This is a genomic window from Methylobacterium sp. J-048 (genome assembly GCF_022829515.1).
Taxonomy (GTDB): Bacteria; Pseudomonadota; Alphaproteobacteria; order Rhizobiales; family Beijerinckiaceae; genus Methylobacterium.
This window is the reverse complement of sequence record NZ_JAKSYL010000229.1, coordinates 1-13,541: the sequence shown is the minus strand read 5'-3', so window position 1 is coordinate 13,541 and position 13,541 is coordinate 1. Positions and strand designations below refer to the sequence as shown.

The 13,541-nt window shown below is 68.5% G+C and carries 13 protein-coding genes; 3 read left to right on the top strand and 10 right to left on the bottom strand.

Translation table 11 applies throughout. From position 1 onward, the window contains the following. Positions 1-70: 70 nt before the first annotated feature. From nrdR to MKL09_RS23005, 3 genes are read left to right on the top strand one after another with little or no spacing between them, the layout of a single operon-like run. Complete coding sequence (gene nrdR, locus MKL09_RS23015) at positions 71-601, top strand: transcriptional regulator NrdR (RefSeq protein WP_244024060.1); 531 nt, start codon at positions 71-73, stop codon at positions 599-601. Then, positions 598-1,707 carry a bifunctional diaminohydroxyphosphoribosylaminopyrimidine deaminase/5-amino-6-(5-phosphoribosylamino)uracil reductase RibD gene (gene ribD, locus MKL09_RS23010; RefSeq protein WP_244024059.1) on the top strand — a complete coding sequence of 370 codons (1,110 nt, stop codon included), beginning with the start codon at positions 598-600 and terminating at the stop codon, positions 1,705-1,707. Before nrdR ends, ribD begins: the two co-directional genes overlap by 4 nt. A 2-nt stretch (positions 1,708-1,709) precedes the next feature. After that, positions 1,710-2,336 carry a riboflavin synthase gene (locus MKL09_RS23005; protein WP_244024057.1) on the top strand — a complete coding sequence of 209 codons (627 nt, stop codon included), beginning with the start codon at positions 1,710-1,712 and terminating at the stop codon, positions 2,334-2,336. Here the strand turns inward: MKL09_RS23005 and MKL09_RS23000 are convergent. The 10 genes from MKL09_RS23000 to plsX form a co-directional block, all read right to left on the bottom strand. After that, a complete protein-coding gene (locus MKL09_RS23000) occupies positions 2,333-2,767 on the bottom strand; it encodes a PaaI family thioesterase (RefSeq protein ID WP_244024055.1) in 435 nt (144 codons plus the stop codon). The two genes, MKL09_RS23005 and MKL09_RS23000, sit on opposite strands and share 4 nt — an antisense overlap. Before the next feature lie 124 nt (positions 2,768-2,891). Then, complete coding sequence (locus tag MKL09_RS22995; protein WP_244024053.1) at positions 2,892-4,463, bottom strand: SpoVR family protein; 1,572 nt, start codon at positions 4,461-4,463, stop codon at positions 2,892-2,894. A 235-nt stretch (positions 4,464-4,698) separates the two neighbouring features. After that, entirely contained in the window at positions 4,699-6,000 is a 1,302-nt protein-coding gene (locus MKL09_RS22990; RefSeq protein WP_244024051.1) for a YeaH/YhbH family protein, read from the bottom strand. 255 nt (positions 6,001-6,255) lie between these two features. Next, positions 6,256-8,208, bottom strand: coding sequence for a PrkA family serine protein kinase (locus MKL09_RS22985; protein WP_243969891.1), 1,953 nt, complete (start codon positions 8,206-8,208; stop codon positions 6,256-6,258). A gap of 228 nt (positions 8,209-8,436) precedes the next feature. Then, entirely contained in the window at positions 8,437-8,892 is a 456-nt protein-coding gene (locus tag MKL09_RS22980) for an Ig-like domain-containing protein (RefSeq protein ID WP_244024049.1), read from the bottom strand. Between the two features lie 159 nt (positions 8,893-9,051). Next, entirely contained in the window at positions 9,052-9,471 is a 420-nt protein-coding gene (locus MKL09_RS22975) for a hypothetical protein (RefSeq protein WP_244024048.1), read from the bottom strand. Between the two features lie 97 nt (positions 9,472-9,568). Then, positions 9,569-10,048, bottom strand: a complete 480-nt coding sequence (locus MKL09_RS22970; protein ID WP_244024046.1) for a MerR family transcriptional regulator — start codon at positions 10,046-10,048, stop codon at positions 9,569-9,571. 191 nt (positions 10,049-10,239) lie between these two features. Next, positions 10,240-10,569 (bottom strand): integration host factor subunit alpha, encoded by a 330-nt coding sequence (locus tag MKL09_RS22965; protein ID WP_244024044.1) that lies wholly within the window; start codon positions 10,567-10,569, stop codon positions 10,240-10,242. Positions 10,570-10,724: 155 nt separating this feature from the next. Beyond that, entirely contained in the window at positions 10,725-11,717 is a 993-nt protein-coding gene (locus MKL09_RS22960; RefSeq protein WP_244024042.1) for a beta-ketoacyl-ACP synthase III, read from the bottom strand. Between the two features lie 379 nt (positions 11,718-12,096). Then, positions 12,097-13,131: a phosphate acyltransferase PlsX gene (gene plsX / locus MKL09_RS22955; protein WP_244024040.1), complete on the bottom strand. Its 1,035-nt coding sequence runs from the start codon at positions 13,129-13,131 to the stop codon at positions 12,097-12,099. Positions 13,132-13,541 lie beyond the last annotated feature (410 nt).

Below are 13,541 nucleotides of genomic sequence, written 5' to 3'. Positions count from 1 at the left end.
TCCGCAGGCGGCTGGGGCAGATAGCCGATTGCGGGTCCGCGAGACCCTGAAACGAGGCGGCTCAGATCCCATGCGGTGTCCCTATTGCGGCGGCTCCGAGACGCAGGTGAAGGATTCGCGGCCCTCCGAGGACGGCGCCGCGATCCGCCGCCGCCGGGTCTGCCCGGATTGCGCCGGCCGCTTCACCACCTTCGAGCGGGTGCAGCTGCGCGAGGTCGTGGTGCTCAAGCGCTCGGGCAAGCGCGTGCCGTTCGACCGGGACAAGCTCCAGCGCTCGATCGACGTGGCCCTGCGCAAGCGCGCCGTCGACCCGGAGCGGATCGAGCGGCTGGTCAGCGGCATCACCCGCCAGCTGGAGAGCGCCGGCGAGCCGGAGGTGACCTCCGAGGCGATCGGCGAATTGGTGATGGCCGGGCTGAAAGGCCTCGACGATGTCGCCTACGTGCGCTTCGCCTCGGTCTACAAGAATTTTCGGGAAGCCAAGGATTTCGAGGACCTGCTCGGCACCCTGGGCGACGGCCTGCTCGCCGTGGGGGCCGAACCGGAATCCCCGCCCGACGAGCCCGACGCCCCGCCCCGCCGCCGGGCCGCGCGCTCATGAGCGACGACGCGAGCTTCATGCGCCTCGCCCTGGCGCTCGGCCGGCGCGGGCTCGGCACCACCTGGCCGAACCCCTCGGTGGGCGCGGTCGTGGTCGAGCCCGGCACCGGCCGGATCCTCGGAACCGGGGCGACGGCGCCGGGGGGCCGGCCGCACGGGGAGCCCTTGGCGCTGGCCGAGGCCGGTGCGGCCGCACGGGGGGCGACCCTCTACGTCACCCTGGAACCATGTTCCCACCATGGCCGCACGCCGCCCTGCACCGACGCGATCCTGGCCGCCGGGATCGCCCGGGTGGTCAGCGCCGTGGAGGATCCGGATTCGCGGGTGGCCGGGCGCGGCCACGCGCGCCTGCGGGCCGGCGGCGTCATCGTCGAGACCGGGCTGATGCGGGAGGCGGCGTCCCGCGACCATATTGGCCACATCACCCGGGTCACTCGCGGCCGGCCGGCAGTGCATCTCAAGCTCGCCCGCACCCGCGACGGCTTCTGCGCCGGCGCCGGCCCGGAGCGTCTGCGGATCACCGGCCCGGTGGCCGACGGGGCGGTGCATCTCTGGCGGGCGCATGCCGACGCGATCCTGATCGGCATCGGCACCGCCCGGGCCGACGACCCGTCCCTGACCGTGCGGCTGCCGGGCCTCGGCGCCCGCTCGCCCCTGCGGATCGTGCTCGATTCGCACCTGATGCTCTCGCCGGCCAGCGTGCTCGCCCGGACCGCCCGGGACACCGCCACTTTGGTCCTGACCACCCGCTCCGCCCCGGCGCATGCCCGCCGGGCCCTGGAGGCGCTCGGCGTCGAGATCGCCCTCCTGCCGGCGGATGTCGCCGGCCGCGTCGAGCTGCCGACGGCGCTCGCCCATCTCGGGGAGCGCGGTTTGACGCGCCTGTGCACCGAGGGCGGCCCGCGCCTTGCCGATGCCCTGGCGCGGGCCGATCTGATCGAGGCCTGCACGCTGGTCACGGGACCGGCGGAACTCGGCGCGGCGGGCGGCCTGAAGGCACTCGGCCCGGATTTGACCGGGGCGCTGGCCGACCCGAAAAGATTCCGGGTGGCCGAGCGACTGCAGCTCTGGCCCGACGAGGCCGCCACCTACGAGAAGGTTTCCTAGCGATGTTCACCGGTCTGGTCAGCGACGTCGGCACCATCGTCTCGATTGAGGGCGAGGGCGACCTGCGCCGGATCACGATCCGCGCCTCCTACGACCCGGCCACCATCGCGCTGGGCGCCTCGATCGCCTGCTCGGGCCCGTGCCTGACGGCGGTCTCGGTGGAGCCGGAAGAGGGCGGCTGCGTCTTCGCGGTGGACGCCGCCGCCGAGACCCTGGCGCGGACCACGGTGGGTCGCTGGGTGGCCGGCGCGCGCATCAACCTGGAGCGGTCCCTGAAGATCGGCGACGAGCTCGGCGGCCATCTCGTCACCGGCCATGTCGACGGCGTCGCCGAGATCCTGGAGCGGGAGAGCGTCACATCCGGCGCCTGGGGGCCGAGCGACCGCTTCACGCTGCGCGCGCCCGCGGGCCTCTCGCGGTTCATCGCCGAGAAGGGCTCGGTCTGCCTCGACGGCACCTCGCTGACGGTGAACTCCGTCGATGGCGACGTCTTCTCGGTGCTGCTGATCCCCCACACCCTCCAGGTCACCACCTGGGGCGAGCGGCGCGCCGGCGACGGGCTGAACCTGGAGGTCGACCTGATCGCCCGCTACGCCGCCCGGCTCACCGAGGCGCGGCCGGGCGCCTAACCGCGCTCAGGCGGGATCGCGTAGGTGCCGGTGGCGTGGCAGACGAGGTCGTCGCTGCCCGGGGCGGTGATCCCCACCTCCCCCACCGCCAGCCGCCGCCCGAGCTTCAGCAGCCGGCATTCCGCCAGGAGGTCACCCGGGGCGGGCTTGCGCAGGAAGTTGAAGGTGAGGCTCGTGGTCACCGCCAGGGCGACCGGGCCGATCTGGGCCAGGATCGCGGCGTAGAGAACGTAATCCGCCAGCGCCATCATGGCCGGCCCCGACACCGTGCCTCCCGGCCGCAGGAACCGCTCCTGCCCCTCCATCCGCATCCGCGCCGTGAGCGGCCCCACCGCCTCGAGATGGAAGGCCCGCCCGCCGGCCTGCATCTGCGGGAACTCCCGGTCGAGGAAGTTTTTGGTTTCGGCGAGGGTGAGAATCGGAGCGCTCATGCCTAGTTGCAGCATGGGTTGGGGGATGGGGCAATCCGCAGCTGATCCTATCAACCACCTCATTCTGAGGTGGAGAGCGGGAAAACGGTCTTACGAGATTCTCGCGTCAGTCTAGAAAGAACCCTCAAAAAAAGATCGGCCGCGCGCTGGCGCTGATCTCGCCCAGCACCGTGCCGGTGGCGGGCTCCACTTCCTTGAGCACCACGTCGTAGCCCCACAGGTCGGCGAGGTGCTGGAGCACCCGCTTGGCGTCCTCCTTCTGCAGGGTGATCTTGTTGATCGCCTTGTGGTGCAGGATCAGCCGGCGGTCGCCTTCGAGGTCGACATCCACCACCTCGATATCCGGGTCGAGCCAGGCGACGTCGTACTGGCGGGCGAAGGAGCGGCGCATCTTGCGGTAGCCGCGCTCGTCGTGGATCGCCTCGACGCGCAGCTCCGACTCCTCGGGATCGTCGACCACGTGGAACAGGCGCAGGTCGCGCATCAGCTTGGGCGACAGGAACTGCTGGATGAAGCTCTCGTCGCGATAGTTCTCCCAGCAATCGCGCAGCACCGCCATGGCGTCGCCGGTGCCAGCGATGTCCGGGAACCACGCGCGGTCCTCTTGCGTCGGCTGCTCCACGATGCGGGCGATGTCCTGCATCATCGCGAAGCCGATCGCGTAGGGGTTGTGGCCGCCATAGGAGCGGTCGTCGTAGTTCGGCTGCCGGATGACGTTGGTGTGCGATTGCAGGAATTCGAGATAGGCGGCCTCCGTGATCAGCCCCTTCTCGGACAGGGAATTCATGATCCGGTAGTGGCTGTAGGTCGCGCAGCCCTCGTTCATCACCTTGGTCTGGCGCTGCGGGTAGAAATACTGCGCGACCAGCCGGACGATCCGCAGGATCTCGCGTTGCCAGGGGCGCAGCCGCGGCGCGACCTTCTCCAGGAAGTAGAGGATATTCTCCTGCGGCAGTTCGAGCAGGGCCTTGCGCCGCTCGGCGGCCAGGTCCGGTCGCACCGCGCCGACCTTCTGCGGCAGGGTCCGCCACAGGTCGTTGTAGATCTGCTCGCCGTGCTCGATCCGCTCGCGCTCGCGCCGCTGCTCGGAGGCGAGGTCCGGCCGCTTCTTGCGCGGGTAGCGGTGGACGCCCTGGCTCATCAGCGCGTGGGCGGCGTCGAGCACCTGCTCCACCGCCTGGTGGCCGTAGCGCTCCTCGCAGCGGGCGATGAAGCTTTTCGCAAAATCCAGATAATCCAGAATGCCTTCTGCGTCGGTCCACTGTCGAAACAAATAATTGTTCTTGAAGAAGTGGTTGTGGCCGAAGGCGGCGTGCGCGATCACCAGCGTCTGCATCGTCGCCGTATTCTCCTCCATCACATAGGAGATGCACGGATCCGAGTTGATGACGATCTCGTAGGCGAGCCCCATCAGGCCGCGCCGGTAGCCGGCCTCGTGCTGGGCGAAGTGCTTGCCGAACGACCAGTGCTTGTAGAACAGCGGCATGCCGATCGACGCGTAGGCGTCGAGCATCTGCTCGGCCGTGATGATCTCGATCTGGTTCGGGTACCAGGACAGCCCCAGCTCCGGCCCGGCGATGGCCTCGCAGGCATCGTGGATGCGCCGGATCGTGTCGAAGTCCCAGTCGTTGCCGGTGAACAGGGGCTTTTGGCCGCCGGAGATTGTTTGGGGCGTCCGTGCCTTGACGCGAGTCATGCCGCCTCCCGTTTCTTCCGGACCTTTTCCGCACCAGCGCGGGACGGGTAATCCCTCCCCCCTCTGCGGGGGAGGGTGGGCCTCGCGTCAGCGAGGGTCGGGAGAGGGGAGCCACGCTTCCGGACAGGTCGTGCCGGGCGCTGACATCCGCACCGTCGCGCTGCCCCTCTCCCGCCCCCCTTCGGGGGCCGCCCTCCCCCGCAGAGGGGGGAGGGAGACGCGGCGCGGGCCATCCTCACGCCTCCGCCTCGGCCCGCGCATCCTTGCGGCCGAACAGCTCGCGGAACACCGGGTAGATCTCCCGGCGGTGGTTGACCTTGCGCATGGCGATCGGGCCGCCGGCCTTGGCGATGGCCTCGTAGGTCCGCCACAGGGTGGTGCGGTGCTCCACGAAGCCGGCCCGGGGGCCGTTCTCGTCGCCGACCTCCAGATAGGCGAAGTGCTGGCAGGCCGGCAGGATGTGCGCGCGCAGCAGCTCCGTCGAGGTCGGGCCGTCCGAGGAGACGTTGTCGCCGTCCGACGCCTGCGCGGCGTAGATGTTCCAGTCGTCGGGCGAGTAGCGCTCGGCGATGATCCGCTTCATCTCCACCAGCGCCGACGACACCAGCGTGCCGCCGGTCTCCCGGGAGCCGAAGAAGGTCTCCTCGTCCACCTCGGTGGCCCGGTCGGTGTGGCGGATGAACACGATCTCGACGTGCCGGTAGCGGCGGGTCAGGAAGATGTGCAGCAGGATATAGAACCGCTTGGCGAGGTCCTTCATGTGCTCGGTCATCGAGCCGGACACGTCCATCAGGCAGAACATCACGGCCTGCGCGATCGGGCGCGGATAGGGCTCGAACCGGCGGAAGCGCAGGTCGATCGGGTCGACATACGGGATGCGCTTGGCGCGCTCGCGCAAGCGCAGGAGCGCCTGCTCGAGGTCCGGCCGGCCCGGATCCGATTCGCGCATCTCGGCGAGTTGCGCCTCCAGCGCCGCGACCTCCTCGGGCTTCGGACGCTTGAGGGCGATGCGCCGCGACATCGAATTGCGCAGGGTCCGGGTGAGCGCGAGGTTGGCGGGCGAGCCGGTGACCGTGTAGCCGGCCCGGCGCATCCCCTCGGTCTCAACCACCGCCAGGCGGCGCTTGGCCAGATCCGGCAGTTCGAGATCTTCGAGAAAAAGCTCCAAAAACTCCTCGCGGGTGAGCACGAAGCGGAACGCGTCCTCGCTGTTCTCGCCGCCGTCCCCGCCCTCGCCGGAGCCGCGCCCGCCACCGCCGCCCGGCGGCCGCTCGATCGTGTCGCCCTCCACATAGGTCTTGTTGCCCGGCAGGATGTGGTCCTGCAGGCCGGTGCCGGGCTGGCGGGAGAACCGGGGCTCGCGCACGCCGTCGGCGGGCACGGTCACCCGGCCGTCCTTGCCGAGATCCTTGATGTCCTTCTCGCGGGCGGATTCGCGCACGGCGCGCTGGGCGACATCCTTCACGCGCCGCAGGAAGCGCTGGCGGTTGGGGAGGCTCTTGCCCCCTGGATTCAGGCGTCGGTCGACGATGTGCATACGCTGCGAAAACCCTCGTCCCGCGTGCTCCGGCCGGTTCTAGCCTCCCGTTATACCATGCTGCCTTCGGAAAGAGGCTTCCCTCTTTCGCACAGTCTGGTTTAACGCGCCGCTCCCGCATGATGTGTTCGGAAAAGCGGAATCCCCTTTTCCCACATCATGCTTGCGAGCCTCGCCGGCCGGTCGTCCGAAACTATGGCGGCGGAGGGTCGAAACTTGGCCGCCCGGGCTGGCCCCGGGCGGAGTCTTCGTCCCTCAGCCGGCCTGCTTCACCCGCATGTACCATTCCACCAGACGGCGGACCTGCCGCTCGGTGTAGCCCCGGGCGACCATGCGCTCGACGAACTCGCCGTGCTTCTTCTCGGTGTCGCCGTCCTTCTTCGAGCCGAAGGAGATCACCGGCAGCAATTCCTCGACCTGGCTGAACATGCGCCGCTCGATGACCTCGCGCAGCTTCTCGTAGCTGGTCCAGCTCGGGTTGCGGCCGCCATGCTGCGCCCGCGACCGCAGGGCGAACTTGACCACCTCGTTGCGGAAATCCTTCGGGTTGGCGATCCCGGCGGGCTTCTCGATCTTGGTCAGTTCCTGGTTCAGCAATTCGCGGTTGAGGAGTTGGCCGGTCTCGGCATCCTTGAAGTCCTGGTCCTCGATCCAGGCATCGGCGTAGTCGATGTAGCGGTCGAACAGGTTCTGGCCGTAATCGTGGTACGATTCGAGATAGGCCTTCTGGATCTCGTGGCCGATGAACTCCGCGTAGCGCGGGGCCAGCTCGGTCTTGATGAATTCCAGGTACTTCTTCTCGGTCTCGGGGGGCAGCTGCTCGCGGCGGAGCGACTGCTCCAGCACGTACATCAGGTGCACCGGGTCGGCCGAGACCTCGGTGGTGTCGTGGTTGAAGGTCGCGGCCAGCACCTTGAAGGCGAAGCGGGTCGAGATCCCGTCCATGCCCTCGTCGACCCCGGCGGCGTCCTTGTATTCCTGCATCGAGCGGGCGCGCGGATCGACCTCGCGAAGCGATTCGCCGTCATAGACCCGCATCTTCGAGAACGCGTTGGAATTGGCGTGCTCGCGCAGGCGCGACAGAACCGAGAACCGGGCCAGCATCTCAAGCGTGCCCGGCGCGCAGGCCGCGTCCGAGAGTTCGGAGCCGGAGATCAGCTTCTCGTAGATGTGCTGCTCCTCCGTCACCCGGAGGCAGTACGGGACCTTGATCACGTAGATGCGATCGATGAAGGCCTCGTTGTTCTTGTTGGTCTTGAAGGTCTGCCACTCGGATTCGTTCGAGTGGGCCAGGATCACCCCGGTGAACGGGATCGCGCCGATATTCTCGGTGCCGACGTAGTTGCCCTCCTGCGTCGCGGTGAGCAGCGGGTGGAGCATCTTGATCGGCGCCTTGAACATCTCGACGAATTCGAGAACGCCCTGGTTCGCCCGGTTCAGGCCGCCCGAGTAGGAGTAGGCATCGGGATCGGCCTGGGACAGGGTCTCCAGCCGGCGGATGTCGACCTTACCGACCAGCGAGGAGATGTCCTGGTTGTTCTCGTCGCCCGGCTCGGTCTTGGCGATGCCGATCTGCCGCAGCCGCGACGGACGGACCTTAATCACCTTGAAGCGCGAGATGTCGCCGTTGAACTCGTCCAGGCGCTTGAGCGCCCAGGGGCTCATCAGCCCGGTGAGCCGGCGGCGCGGCACGCCGTAGCGCTTCTGGATCTCCTCGCCCATCGTGTCGGGGTCGAACAGCCCGAGCGGGCTCTCGAACACCGGCGAGACCTCGTCCCCGGCCTTGAGCACGTAGATCGGGTGGACCTCCATCAGCAGCTTGAGCCGCTCGGCCAGCGACGACTTGCCGCCGCCGACCGGGCCCAGCAGGTAGAGGATCTGCTTGCGCTCCTCCAACCCCTGCGCGGCATGGCGGAAGAACGAAACGATCCGCTCGATCGTCTCCTCCATCCCGTAGAACTCGCGGAACGCCGGGTAAGTCCGGATCGTCCGGTTCATGAACATCCGGCCGAGGCGGGAATCCTTGGCGGTGTCCACGAATTCCGGCTCGCCGATGGCCGCCAGGATGCGCTCGGCAGCCGTGGCATACATCAGCGGCTCGTCGCGGCAGGCCTCGAGATACTCGGAGAGCGTCATCTCCGTATCGCGGCGGGCCTCGTACCCTCGGGCGAAGCTCTGGAAAAGGTCGTTCGTCGCATGCATCGACATTCGATAACCCTCTCAGACCCTGACAGCTTCATCCTGTCTCGGCTCGGATGCAACCGACAGGCCCGCTTTTGTCGCAGCGCGGCGAACGCGCCGCCAGCCTGTCGATTGCTTGCAACACTTATCGGGCCGAAACCGGACCTGGATGCGTTCGAACGTTGATTTCGGCCTCCTTTGTGCGCGCAATTTAGGATGAAAAACTATGCACGCACCGGGGTTTCCTGCCTCTGCTTAGAGATCGGTGCCTTCTTTCTTGGCATCGTCCCCGGATTTTGCCGCCGCGGCCCCGACGGTGATCTTGATGTTCTGGGTCTGCACTTGGCCGTCGGCGCCCCTGACTTCGAAGGTGACCTCATCGGAACCGGTGAAGCCGTTGTTGGGCTGGTAGAACAGCGCCTGGACCGCGGCTTCCTTGTTGGGGCAGCGGTAGCTCGCCGGCGTCTTCAGCTTGCCGACCTTGGTGATCACCGAGCCGTTCTTGGGCGCGCCGGACACCTTGAACTCCGGCATCGGGCCGGAGGTGCAGTCCTTCTTGAGGTTCGGGGCGATCTCCAGCCGCACGGTCTTGCCGGGCGCGACCGTCTTGGAGCGGGTCACGGTGGTCTGGGCAAAGGCCGGAAGCTGGGCCGGCCCCGCGAGGAACAGGCCGCTGACGAGCAGCGCGGCGAGCGGACGAAGGGCGGTCATGCGGCGTCTCTCCGGTACCGATCCGGGGCCGGATGTCCGGCTCCCCTGCCAACGGTCGAGAGCGCATGTGGGGATTGCGGGCGCGGCCGTCGAGGGTTTTCGGGGCCGATGTCCCGTCCCGGACAGAGGCGCTTGGCCGAATTTTTTCCGGAACCGATCCTATTCCTGCAGCACCGCGGCCACGACCCCGGTGACCCGGGCGATCTGCGCGGCGTCGAACTCGCCGGCGAGCGCGGCGGCGAGCCGGGCCTCGACCCGGGCCCGTTCCCCGGCATCGGCGATCGGCACCGGCGGAATCTGGTCCTCGGGCAGGCGGCAGACTCGGCGGATCGTCTCGGCGGCGGTGAGCAGCTTCTCCCGGTCGGGTGGCCCCATCTCCCACAGGGGATTGCGCAGGCGGCTGATCACCCGCTTGGCGTCCCGGTACTCCCGGTCGACATTGGTGGCGGCCTCGATCTGGCTGACCAGGAACATCAGTTCGAGGACTTCCGAGGCCGCGTCCGGGCAGGAGCGGACGATCCGCATGAGGCGGGCCATCAGTTCCTGGCTGGGTGACAGCTTGGGTTTGGACGCGGCCATGCGGGCGACAACGCGGGTTCCGGCAGGAAAGTTCGCCGGGTCCGCAAGTTGCGTGCTCACCGCGCCTCTCGCCAAAAGCGCGAATCTCTATCGACCGTCACACGTCCCGGTCGTAGGGCCTGCGCAGGGCGTCGAGCAGGACGCGGCAGGCGTGCAGATCCTCCAGCACGCCCATCAGCGCCGCCCGGTCGGGCGTGTCGGCCCGGAGCGCGGCCGCGGTACCGCCCTCAACCTCCTGGACCAGGGGTTCGGCGGCCCTGGCTTCGCCCCGGCCGACCGCCTGGACGAACCGGATGCCGTTCTCCTTCAGCACCCGTTGCGCCCCCGCGATGGTGTAGCGCTGCACGTAGAGGAGCTGCCGGATGCCGGCCACGAGTTCGACGTCCTGCGGCCGGTAATAGCGCCGCCCGCCGGCCCGCTTCACCGGGCGGATCTGGCCGAACCGGGTCTCCCAGAACCGCAGAACGTGCTGGGGCACGTCGAGTTCGTCGGCGACCTCGCTGATCGTCCGGAACGCGCCCGCGCTCTTCTCCCCGATCGGTTCGATCGCGTCTTCGGCGGCGAGGGCTGGAGGCATGGCTGTCTGACGATCGGCTGGGACGGGACGATCTTGCCGGCCCGCGCGGCCGGGCTCAAGCCATACCGTGGGGGGAAGAAATATTGTTTGTCGTCCTGGCGCGACACCAGCCCGATCCGCGTTCTTCCTCCCCCTCTCCGCGGGGGAGGGAGCGCGTCACCTCGATAAGTAAGAGGCCTCTATCGGGCCGCTCACTCGTCCTCGTCGTGCCTGTCCAGGCCGTTGATCGCCTGGCCGTTGATCTTGGCCTTGAGCACGTTGGAGGGCTTGAACACCATCACCTGACGGGGCTCGATCGCGACCTCGACGCCGGTCTTGGGGTTGCGGCCGACGCGCTTGCCCTTGCTGCGCACCACGAAGGAGCCGAACGAGGACAGCTTGACCGTCTCGCCCCCCGCCAAACAGGCGCAGATCTCCGACAGCACGGTCTCGACCAGGGCGGAAGACTCGGTCCGGGACAGGCCCACCTGATGGTAGACGGCCTCGCTCAAGTCGGCGCGCGTCACCGTCTTGCCTGCCATGCCGTGTCCCCTCGCCCACTCTTCTCATCCGACAGCCCACGGGCGCGGCGAACCCCGCCGCACCGTGATCTGAAGGTGTATCCCTATGATCCGGCACGCTAATCGGCGCCCGCCGCCCGGTCAACCGCGGGGAGGCGTGGAATCGCTCCAGCCGCTCACCAGCGGATCAGCGCGGCACCCCAACTGAAGCCGCCGCCGATCGCCTCGATCATCACGAGGTGGCCGGGCTGGATCCGGCCGTCCCGCCGGGCGACGTCGAGCGCCAGGGGAATCGAGGCCGCCGAGGTGTTGCCGTGGCGGTCCACGGTCAGCACGATTTTTTCGCGGGGGATGCCGAGCTTGTCGGCCGAGGCCTCGATGATCCGGCGGTTGGCCTGATGCGGCACGAACCAGTCGAGGTCGTCCGCCGTGAGCCCGGCCTGCGCGAAGGCGTCCGCGATCACGTCGGTGACCTGCCCGACCGCGAACCGGAACACCTCGCGGCCCTCCATGCGCAGCCGCCCGGTGGTGCCGGTGGAGCCCGGACCGCCATCGACATAGAGTTTCTCGCGGTGCCGTCCGTCCGAGCGCAGGCTGGCGCAGAGGACGCCTCGGTCGCCCGCATCGGCGCGCGCCTCCAGCACCACCGCCCCGGCGCCGTCGCCGAACAGCACGCAGGTGGTGCGGTCCTCCCAGTCGACGATGCGCGAGAAGGTCTCCGCGCCGATCACCAGGGCCCGGCGCGCCGAGCCGGTGGTGAGGAACTTGTCGGCGGTGGAGACCGCGAACACGAAGCCGGCGCAGACCGCCTGCAGGTCGAAGGCCGCGCCCTGATGGATGCCGAGCGCCGCCTGGATCTGGGTCGCGGTGGCCGGGAAGGTGTGATCGGGGGTCGAGGTCGCGCAGATCACGAGATCGATGTCGTCCCCGGTCAGGCCGGCATCGTCGAGGGCGGCCCGGGCGGCCCGGGTGCCGAGCACCGAGGTGGTCTCGCTCGCATCGGCGATGTGACGCTGGCGGATGCCCGTGCGCTGGACGATCCATGCGTCCGAGGTGTCGACCCGCTCGGTGAGCGCGGCGTTGGTCACGACCTGCGCGGGCAGGCTCGACCCGGTCCCGACCACCACCGAGCGCAGCGCCTGGGGAGAGTCTGTGCGGAGGGCTGACATCGCTTTCCTTCCCGGACGCGGGGGACCCTGGACATCCCCGCCGGCCGTCAACGCTTTTGATCTGTTGGGCGAATCGTCATCCCCTTACGGACCGGGGAAGCGCACGCGGTCGTGTTTCGTTTGAACGCCCCAGACCGGATGGCGGGTCCACCCCTGTACCGTTTGGTTTCCGGTCGGATCGCCCGACCGACGATCCAATCCGTCATTGCGAGCGCAGCGAAGCAACCTAGGGAAACGCTACATCCGGAGATCGCGCGCTGCATTGGGTCGCTTCGCTGCGCTCGCAATGACGGTGACGGCGCTGCGCGTCTTCTGAACGACAAGCTCCGTCAGGTGCGCTCGAAGGTGGCCCGTTTCCATCCCGTTCTTCTGCGGATTCTCAAGCCGGCGCCAGCACCGCCGTCTGGTCGAGCATCTCGCGGATCGTGCGGATCATGTCCTGGCGGGCCATGTCGTGGGCCAGGTCGATCGCCGCGGCGAACCCTTGGGCGTTCTCCGAGCCGTGGCTTTTGATGACGATGCCCTCCAGGCCGAGGAACACGCCGCCATTGGCGCGGCTCGGGTTCATCTTGTCCTTCAGGGCCTTGAACGCCTGGCGGGCGAACAGCGCGCCGATCTTGGCTGAAAGCGTCCGGGTCATGGCCGAGCGCAGATAGCTGCCGATCTGCTTGGCCGTGCCCTCCGCGGTCTTGAGCGCGATGTTTCCCGTGAAACCTTCGGTCACCACCACGTCGACGGTGCCGCGCCCGAGATCCGTGCCCTCGACGAAGCCGTGATAGGCCAGCCCCGGGCTCTCCATCTCGCGCAGCAGCCGCGCGGCCTCCTTGACCGCTTCGTTGCCCTTCATCTCCTCGGTGCCGACGTTGAGCAGGCCGACGGTCGGCTTGTCGAGGTCGAACACGATGCGGGCCATGGCCGAGCCCATCACGGCCATCTCGACCAAGTGCTCCGCGTCGGTGCCGATGGTGGCGCCGACATCGAGCACGACGCTCTCGCCGCGCACGGTCGGCCACAGGCACGCGATGGCCGGGCGCTCGATGCCCGACATGGTCTTCAGGCAGATCTTGGACATCGCCATCAGGGCGCCGGTATTGCCGGCCGAGACGCAGGCCTGGGCCTGGCCGTCGCGCACCGCCTGGATCGCCTGCCACATCGAGGACTTGCCCCGTCCCTGGCGCACCGCCTGGCTGGGCTTGTCGTCCATGGCGATCGCCATGGTGGTGTGGCGGATCTCGACGCAGCCTTTCAGGCGCGGCTCCTTGGCGACGAGCGGGGCGATCACCGCCTCGTCGCCGAACAGCAGGAAGGTCATGTCGGGATGGCGCTCACGAGCCAGCGCGGCGCCGGGCACGACGGTGGTGGGCCCGTGGTCGCCACCCATGGCGTCGAGCGAGATGCACACGCGTTGGGACATATCGTTGCGGGCCGCGGTCTCATCTGGACAGGAGGACGGCGGGACGGGCGAGGGCCAGCCGCCAAGCGCGGCGGACCATAGCGATACCGGCCCGGCGGGCAAATGAAATCGGGCCGGCGGGGGCGGGCAATTGTTGCGGGGCGGGCGGGGATGGGGCTCTGCGGGGGGCTTATGCTTATGCGCGCGATCCCATCCACCCCCTCATCCTGAGGTGCGAGCGCAGCGAGCCTCGAAGGAGGTCTCCAGGGATCGCGCGGCTGGCTGGAGGGCTCCTTCGAGGCTCGCTGCGCTCGCACCTCAGCGACTGTGTTGGGCGTCAAGCGGTTTGCCATGGTTTCTGATCCCGGATCATGGCGTTGAGGATGGTGAGGAGCTTTCGGGCGACGGCGATGACGGCGACCATCTTTGGC

What these genes read in the sequence shown, in the direction of transcription:
- nrdR (WP_244024060.1), top strand. Translation starts at nt 71, where the DNA reads ATGCGGTGTCCCTATTGCGGCGGCTCCGAGACGCAGGTGAAGGATTCG.
- ribD (WP_244024059.1), top strand. Translation starts at nt 598, where the DNA reads ATGAGCGACGACGCGAGCTTCATGCGCCTCGCCCTGGCGCTCGGCCGG.
- MKL09_RS23005 (WP_244024057.1), top strand. Translation starts at nt 1,710, where the DNA reads ATGTTCACCGGTCTGGTCAGCGACGTCGGCACCATCGTCTCGATTGAG.
- MKL09_RS23000 (WP_244024055.1), bottom strand. Translation starts at nt 2,767, where the DNA reads ATGAGCGCTCCGATTCTCACCCTCGCCGAAACCAAAAACTTCCTCGAC.
- MKL09_RS22995 (WP_244024053.1), bottom strand. Translation starts at nt 4,463, where the DNA reads ATGACTCGCGTCAAGGCACGGACGCCCCAAACAATCTCCGGCGGCCAA.
- MKL09_RS22990 (WP_244024051.1), bottom strand. Translation starts at nt 6,000, where the DNA reads ATGCACATCGTCGACCGACGCCTGAATCCAGGGGGCAAGAGCCTCCCC.
- MKL09_RS22985 (WP_243969891.1), bottom strand. Translation starts at nt 8,208, where the DNA reads ATGTCGATGCATGCGACGAACGACCTTTTCCAGAGCTTCGCCCGAGGG.
- MKL09_RS22980 (WP_244024049.1), bottom strand. Translation starts at nt 8,892, where the DNA reads ATGACCGCCCTTCGTCCGCTCGCCGCGCTGCTCGTCAGCGGCCTGTTC.
- MKL09_RS22975 (WP_244024048.1), bottom strand. Translation starts at nt 9,471, where the DNA reads ATGGCCGCGTCCAAACCCAAGCTGTCACCCAGCCAGGAACTGATGGCC.
- MKL09_RS22970 (WP_244024046.1), bottom strand. Translation starts at nt 10,048, where the DNA reads ATGCCTCCAGCCCTCGCCGCCGAAGACGCGATCGAACCGATCGGGGAG.
- MKL09_RS22965 (WP_244024044.1), bottom strand. Translation starts at nt 10,569, where the DNA reads ATGGCAGGCAAGACGGTGACGCGCGCCGACTTGAGCGAGGCCGTCTAC.
- MKL09_RS22960 (WP_244024042.1), bottom strand. Translation starts at nt 11,717, where the DNA reads ATGTCAGCCCTCCGCACAGACTCTCCCCAGGCGCTGCGCTCGGTGGTG.
- plsX (WP_244024040.1), bottom strand. Translation starts at nt 13,131, where the DNA reads ATGTCCCAACGCGTGTGCATCTCGCTCGACGCCATGGGTGGCGACCAC.